This is a genomic window from Paenibacillus forsythiae T98 (genome assembly GCF_000520735.1).
GTDB classification, from domain to species: Bacteria; Bacillota; Bacilli; order Paenibacillales; family Paenibacillaceae; genus Paenibacillus_AQ; species Paenibacillus_AQ forsythiae.
The window spans coordinates 25772-32330 of the sequence record NZ_ASSC01000447.1 but is presented as its reverse complement, the minus strand read 5'-3'; the positions used below and the strand labels follow the sequence as shown (position 1 = coordinate 32330).

Here is a 6559-nt window from a genome sequence, read left to right as displayed (position 1 = left end):
GTCGCCGCCCGCACGCCGGTGGAAGAAGCGCTGGTGCAGATTTGGCAAGAGATACTCGGTCTTTCGAAAGTTGGTGTGAAAGACAACTTTTTCGAAATCGGGGGACACTCCTTGAAGGTGCTGCAGTTGATTCAAAAGATTCATGTAAAGTTGGAAGTCGACGTTCCCATGCGTATCGTGCTTGAAAGTCAAACAATCGAAAAAATGACCGAGGAATTGTTGAAACTCAAGTTTCAGCAGTTTGAACGGAAGAACAGCTACAACATCATGAAATTAAACGAAAATGGAATGATGAATGTTTTCTGTTTTCCTCCAATACTGGGATATGGAATTGCGTTTGCCGAAATGGCGAAACATCTTGAAAACCACTGCGTGGTCTACGCTCTCGAATTTATAGAGAATGCTCGCAATCGCTCAGAAATGCTAGATCAATACGTGGATGCCATTGTAAGTGTTCAAGAGAAGGCGCCTTATGTGTTTATCGGCTATTCAGCGGGAGGAAACCTTGCATTTGAAGTAGCAAAAGCGATGGAAGAACGAGGATACGAGGTATCCGACATCATTATGATCGACTCCAAGAAGAAAAATTGGGAGATGAAGAATGCAGAAGTAGAAATAGATGATCAAATCATTGATCGCCTTTTATTGAAGCATGCCCCAGAGCCGTATAAACAAGTTTTAACTGTCCCTATTACCAGAGATAAAGTAATAAATAAAATACATGCTTATCATATGTTTTTGAGTGAACTTATTAACACAGGAGCAGTCCAAGCTGAGATCCACGGTTTAGTGGCGGAAGGTTCGGAGGTGGGAAGAGCTTCAGACAACGATATTTTGTTATGGAAACAGGCGACACAGAAACATTATGCGGAATATGAAGTGATCGGAGAGCATTTAGAGTTGCTGGCGCCTGGATATGTCGAGAAAAACGTGAAGCTCATTCAGCGCATTGTAAAAGGAATAATCAAACAAACGGAGAGGGCTCCAATTCATCGGAAACATACCGAGAAATAAAAACCGGCCCAGGAAGCAGACAGGCGTAGAAAACGGGAGACTTTATAGCGGAATAAACAGGGAGCAGATTGCCGCGGCAGTCTGCTCCTTGTTTTCATGTGCGCCCGGCATGGGCGATAACTTGGCGGTGAAAGTCCGCTACAGGCTTGGCAGTAGGAACTGTTAGCCAAAGGCAAGGGTGTCTGCCGTGAGGCAGAATCTGAAGGAAGCCGGAGGCAAACCCTCGGTCTGACGAACAGAAACCACATACAAGGCATGATGGGACGGACGAGCTTGCCAGACAAAGCGAAGTCGAATACTGCCCGAATCTCACCATGTAAATGTGGCAGATAGATGAGGGGAAAGTTATCGCTCTTACCCGGGGAGGTCTCACAGACGTCAAGTAGGAAAAGCAGCGGGCAATCACTGAGTGCACTACCAACGACGGCCGCCAACACTCGCCTAGACGATAAATGTCAATGGCGGCCTCCAATGTCAACGGTTTTCCTGACGGCCATCACCAACCAATCCGCGAGCATAGACCCGACACAAACCGCCAAGAGGTCAGGGGTTCGATCACCCTAGGCTCCACCATAATTTAATATGGACTCTTAGCTCAGTTGGTAGAGCAGTTGACTCTTAATCAATTGGTACAGGGTTCGAGTCACTGAGAGTCCATACAGAAAGAACGGCAGAGATGCCGTTCTTTTGTTTTGGTTTCATTCGTCGCAAAAAATCAGCCCCAACAAGCACTTTTTCAGTGAATTCAGTCTCCTTTAAATACCAATTACCTTGCCCGTATGCTTCCTGACGATTGAATCATTATCCTCCAGAAAAGGCCATTTAGGGTATTCGATCGGAAGTTGGCTAACCTCATTCAGTTGGTTCAATTCTCCATCGCTCAAGACGATACCTGATGCCTCCAAATTGTCGCTGAACTGTTCGGGACTTCTGGCTCCAACGATGATACTGGAGACCGCTTGTTGATTAAGCAGCCATGCGAGAGCGATCCGGGCCACTGTGGTTTCGCGTTCCGCAGCAATATTCGAGAGTACATCCAGGATGCGAAATGCTTTCTCTTTATCTACGGGAGGAAAAGCTGCCTTGTTATGCCGGTCATCTGGGTCCCCTTGATGTTCACGTGTGTATTTCCCTGACAAAAAACCGCCCGACAACGGGCTCCACACGATTAGCCCCATCTTCTGATCGTTCAGAACAGGGATAATCTCCCGTTCAATCTCGCGTGCTGTCAACGAGTAATACGATTGGCTGCTCTTGAATGCAGTAAGCCCCCGGAGTTCCGATATCCCGCGCGTCTTCATGATTTCCCATCCTTGCATGTTGGAGCAGCCGATGTAGCGAACTTTACCGCTGCGAATCAGATCGTCGAGCGCGCGAAGCGTTTCCTCCCAATCGGTCAATTGATCCGGATTATGAATTTGGTACAGATCGATATAATCTGTTTCAAGCCGTCTGAGACTTTCTTCTACCTGCCGGATCATATGCAGCCGCGACAGTCCAAGGTCATTGGGACCCGGACCCATGCGCGCTCTCACTTTGGTTGCAATGATTGCTTGATGCCGTTTGGACTTCAGGGCCTTACCGAGTATCTGCTCGGAGCGACCTTCCGCATAGGCATTGGCCGTGTCGAAGAAGTTAACGCCGGCGTCCAGCGCATGATCTACCAATCGTCCCGCTTCCTTCACGTCAAGCGAACCGAATGCGCCCCACATCTCCCCGCCGCCAAACGTCATCGTACCCAGACCGATTTCCGAAATCATTACTCCCGTATTGCCAAGCAAATTGTACTTCATTTTCTTTTCTCCTTTCGAAATATGGATTACACTAAAGGTGACGCATGAAAAAAGAAACGGACGCAAAATATCGCGAAAAATTTTTAAGGTATGGGGAGAGTGAATTCTCTTGAATACGGAGGCGCTTTGGGAAGCCTATCATGAGCATGTCAGAAGATTCGTTAATCATAAAACCAATTTTCATCCCGATGCCGAGGATATTGTGCAAAACGTGTTCATAAAGGCTTTCGCCCGCCTGGACGACGTAAAAGACGATTTGAAAATACGCGCCTGGCTTTTTCAAATTGCACGCAACTGCATTGTTGATCATTACCGGAAAGAGAAGCGGACCGACGAATTGCCGGATCAGCTGCGCTTTGATGATGAGTATGAGGAACCTGACCCCAATCAAGAGGCCGTTATCGGCTTGAAGAACGTGATCCGGCTATTGCCGGACAAATACAGAGAAGCGCTTGAATTCTCCGAACTGAAGGGAATGTCCCAGAAGGAACTGAGCGAGCATTTGGGGATTTCTTATTCGGGAGCCAAATCAAGAGTGCAGCGAGGCCGGGAGATGTTAAAAGAAATGATGACCAGTTGCTGTGATATTGAAGCGGATCGGTACGGCAATATTATCGACTACCGCGTCATGCTGGAAGAACCAACTCGCTTAAGCAGGTCCTGAAATTTAGGCAGTGAAATTAGCCGCAGATTTTGGAAGGATAAGCAAGCATAATGACGGTGTTATTAGGTACATCGGCGGCATGTGGACTCGCAGTCGGCGGCTCCGGCTACAAAATTGCCGTGCAGTGCAAGCGATGGAAGCAGGATGCCGGAAATGACATTGTTCTGCGGCTCAAGGCTGGCAAGCAGGTTCATGGCTGCTACGATGCCTGGATTGTGACGACAAGCCATTTTACGAGATCTGCAAAAGAGGCCGCGGAGAGGCTTAATATTAAGTTGATTATTCGGCTTGCTTTGGATGCCAGGTTAAAGTGCCTCCAAACCGCGCTATATGCGGGAGATGGAGGCATTGTTTCCCTAGATGGTTTTGAGCAAATTACCGTCAATGACATAATCCGCGCCCGTAATCATGGAAGCCTGATCGGAAGAAAGGAATACAGTCAGGTTCGCAATATCCTCTGGCTGGGCAAACCGGCCTAAAGTGATGCCGGCGATGGCGGGGAGCTTCTCCATAATATCTTCTGAAGTCATGCCCGACGCTTCGCCAACGGATTTTGCAAGTCCACTTTCAGCATGATCCCAGAGCGGTGTCACTACCGGACCTGGCGAGATGGAGTTCACTCTGATTTGGCGCGGACCAAATTCTCCGGCCAGCACCTTGGTCAGATTGTTCAGAGCAGCCTTGGTTGTGCCGTATATAGGCAGCAGCAATTCGGGCATTTGGGCGTTAATCGAAGAGATGTTGACAATGGAGCCGGAGTTCTGCTCAAGAATATGAGGCAGGGCCGCTTGTGTAAGCCGGACCACACTGAATAAGTTCAAGTTATAGAGCTGCTCCCATTCTTCGCTGGGTGTTGCCAGAAAGCCTTGGCCTCTTCTTTCATCAATGGCTCCAACATTGTTAACCAGAATATTAATCCTGCCGAATGCTTCGATAAGCTTCCGGGACAGCTCGTTCGTATCGCGCGCGGTATTAACGTCAATCGCTAAATGCTTGACCGGATGATTGTGGACGAGCTGCTCCAGCTCTGCTGTGAGAGAACGGCTGATGGCGATGACTTTTGCACCTTCCTGAACAAATCTTTGGACGATCGCCAGTCCTATTCCTTTGCTTGCCCCAGATACTACGGCTACTTTATCCGTCAATTTTAAATCCACGATTAGTCCTCCTGTTTTGGTGAGATTTTATTTCAAGAGAAGCCACCTGAAGTGAGAAACTCTCGTTTAACTATCGGGTAATTCATGCTATGTATTGAGAGAAAAGTATCTTATTTTGTTATAGTACGAGTATATCATGATGTCAACGTCATTCCTGTCACGAATTATCGGATATTTACAAACCGACGGTCTGTTTATATAATAATGATATTAGTGGAACGCCTATTTTCTGACCGATTAAGAACGATTATGGAGGAATTATCTTGAAGCAAGAGGAACGCAGAGAACAAACCATCCGCCAACTGCTGGATGCGACCAAGGAGCTGCTGCGGGATAGAGGCTGCCACAGTATCACTATGAAGGATATTATGGAAAAATCGGAATTATCCAAGGGGGCGATCTTCCATTACGTGAAAAGTAAAGACGAAATTTTTGCCTGGGTGCTGCAAGAACAGCTTGAGGAAATCAACAAACATTTCATGAATGAAGTGATGCGGGTCCCGCAGACCTTTGACGGACCGATGCAAGTCATCTCAAGCCATCTTGCGGCATTGGAAGACGCGAGTGATATGACCAACAAGGTTCTGATGTACCTGCTGGGCAAGGAAGATGAACCTCCGCTCGCGGAAGTGCTCAAGAAATATTATGAGCAGTCTGTACATTTTTCCAGGGAATGGATTGGGAGCGGCCAGCGGCACGGAGTTATTCCGGAATCGGTTGATCCGGACAAGACGGCGGAGATGTTCGTTCTTCTATCGCTCGGTTTGCGCGTTCGTTCTTCCTTACCCATTAACACGACTGCTGTTGCGGCCAGGGATTTATCCGCATACATGGCCAGCATTTTGAAAGGTCAATAGACTGCTTCAAGGCAAACATACGGAGGGATGAAAATGGCGCCATTTATTGCGCTTGTTGGATCTTTTTTATTGTTCCGGGTAATGGGGTGGCTTGGACTATCTTTGTTCGATAATTGGCACACATCACTTCAAGGGGCGGTGGCTGTCATGTTTCTGCTCACTGCTTCAGCGCATTGGGGAAAACGGCGTGCTGACCTGGTTCGAATGGTTCCTCCTTTTGTTCCGAAGGGCGGATGGATCGTGACGTCAACAGGAGTCCTGGAAATTGCCGGGGCTATCGGAATTCTGCTCCCCCTTACCTCGCTTCCAGCTTCGATTGGCTTGACGCTTCTGCTGATCGCGATGTTCCCTGCAAATGTATATGCGGCTCGGCACAAGTTGACGATTAGCGGCAAACCTGTACCCAAGCTGCTTGTCCGGACTTTGCTGCAAATCCTGTTTATCGCGGCAGTTCTGTTAGCTTCTCCGATCTATGGACAGTGACACTAATCATGCGGGAGAGTTTCATACTGAGGCATAGAAGCTATGTGAGGCTGGTTGACAATAAATTTATAATGTATATATATTTTAGTTACTATAATAAATTGGAGTGTTGTCATGAGCATCAAAGATAGGGAAGACGCGGTCAGCAACGTTATGAATCAAATGACCGAACTTCAACAAAAGTCGCAAGCTTTCATTGAACGGATCATTAAGCCGAGTTCGCTGACCCCCAACCAGATTCTGCTGCTGTTTCAGCTCCGTCTCTCCGGAAGTCTGACAATTACCGATGTTGCTGAGTGGTTTGCTGTTACGCCAGGAGCCGCGTCCTCGATGTCCGACAAGCTTGAGGATCTCGGTCTTTTGCGGAGAATGCGGGCGAGCGAAGATCGGCGGGTCGTCACAATCGTGCTCACCGAACAAGGCGAACAACAAATTGTTGACCTGTTCCGCGATTTTGAGGCTTCGGAGCTTACGAAGATTTCCGGGACCTTGGAAAAAATAAATCGCCTGATGGCAGAAATCGCGGAGTAAGACGCATCGGCAATATGGAAAACCATTAAAAGTACTGCACATCAAATCATTGGTGTCAGT

At 47.8% G+C, this 6559-nt stretch carries 8 protein-coding genes, 1 tRNA gene and 1 pseudogene; 7 read left to right on the top strand and 3 right to left on the bottom strand.

Annotated elements, in window-relative coordinates:
• Together L692_RS28850 and L692_RS0114320 are read left to right on the top strand one after the other, a co-directional pair.
• Window positions 1–1014 (top strand): thioesterase domain-containing protein (locus L692_RS28850; protein ID WP_232238793.1); only part of this gene is annotated, 1014 nt, incomplete at its 5' end.
• A gap of 584 nt (window positions 1015–1598) precedes the next feature.
• Window positions 1599–1671, top strand: a tRNA-Lys gene (locus L692_RS0114320).
• A gap of 98 nt (window positions 1672–1769) precedes the next feature.
• On the opposite strand, the gene L692_RS0114315 is transcribed toward L692_RS0114320, so the two are convergent.
• A complete protein-coding gene (locus L692_RS0114315) occupies window positions 1770–2807 on the bottom strand; it encodes an aldo/keto reductase (RefSeq protein ID WP_025700867.1) in 1038 nt (345 codons plus the stop codon).
• A 109-nt stretch (window positions 2808–2916) separates the two neighbouring features.
• On the opposite strand from L692_RS0114315, the gene sigZ reads away from it, so the two are divergent.
• Window positions 2917–3471: an RNA polymerase sigma factor SigZ gene (sigZ, locus tag L692_RS0114310; protein WP_025700866.1), complete on the top strand. Its 555-nt coding sequence runs from the start codon at window positions 2917–2919 to the stop codon at window positions 3469–3471.
• 62 nt (window positions 3472–3533) lie between these two features.
• Here the strand turns inward: sigZ and L692_RS33555 are convergent, their stop codons facing one another.
• Window positions 3534–3701 (bottom strand): hypothetical protein, encoded by a 168-nt coding sequence (locus L692_RS33555; protein WP_232238795.1) that lies wholly within the window; start codon window positions 3699–3701, stop codon window positions 3534–3536.
• On the opposite strand from L692_RS33555, the gene L692_RS31225 reads away from it, so the two are divergent.
• Window positions 3630–3950 carry a restriction endonuclease gene (locus L692_RS31225; protein WP_232238794.1) on the top strand — a complete coding sequence of 107 codons (321 nt, stop codon included), beginning with the start codon at window positions 3630–3632 and terminating at the stop codon, window positions 3948–3950. The genes L692_RS33555 and L692_RS31225 overlap by 72 nt on opposite strands.
• On the opposite strand, the pseudogene L692_RS33550 reads toward L692_RS31225, so the two are convergent.
• Window positions 3861–4628, bottom strand: a pseudogene (locus L692_RS33550) (SDR family NAD(P)-dependent oxidoreductase); the annotation flags it as partial. The gene L692_RS31225 and the pseudogene L692_RS33550 overlap by 90 nt on opposite strands.
• Window positions 4629–4891: 263 nt before the next feature.
• On the opposite strand from L692_RS33550, the gene L692_RS0114300 reads away from it, so the two are divergent.
• The 3 genes from L692_RS0114300 to L692_RS0114290 all read left to right on the top strand — a co-directional run bounded on the left by L692_RS0114300 (window position 4892) and on the right by L692_RS0114290 (window position 6499).
• Window positions 4892–5485: a TetR/AcrR family transcriptional regulator gene (locus L692_RS0114300; RefSeq protein ID WP_025700864.1), complete on the top strand. Its 594-nt coding sequence runs from the start codon at window positions 4892–4894 to the stop codon at window positions 5483–5485.
• Window positions 5486–5518: 33 nt separating this feature from the next.
• Window positions 5519–5968: a DoxX family protein gene (locus L692_RS0114295; RefSeq protein WP_025700863.1), complete on the top strand. Its 450-nt coding sequence runs from the start codon at window positions 5519–5521 to the stop codon at window positions 5966–5968.
• 114 nt (window positions 5969–6082) lie between these two features.
• Window positions 6083–6499, top strand: a complete 417-nt coding sequence (locus tag L692_RS0114290; protein WP_025700862.1) for a MarR family winged helix-turn-helix transcriptional regulator — start codon at window positions 6083–6085, stop codon at window positions 6497–6499.
• Window positions 6500–6559: the final 60 nt, after the last annotated feature.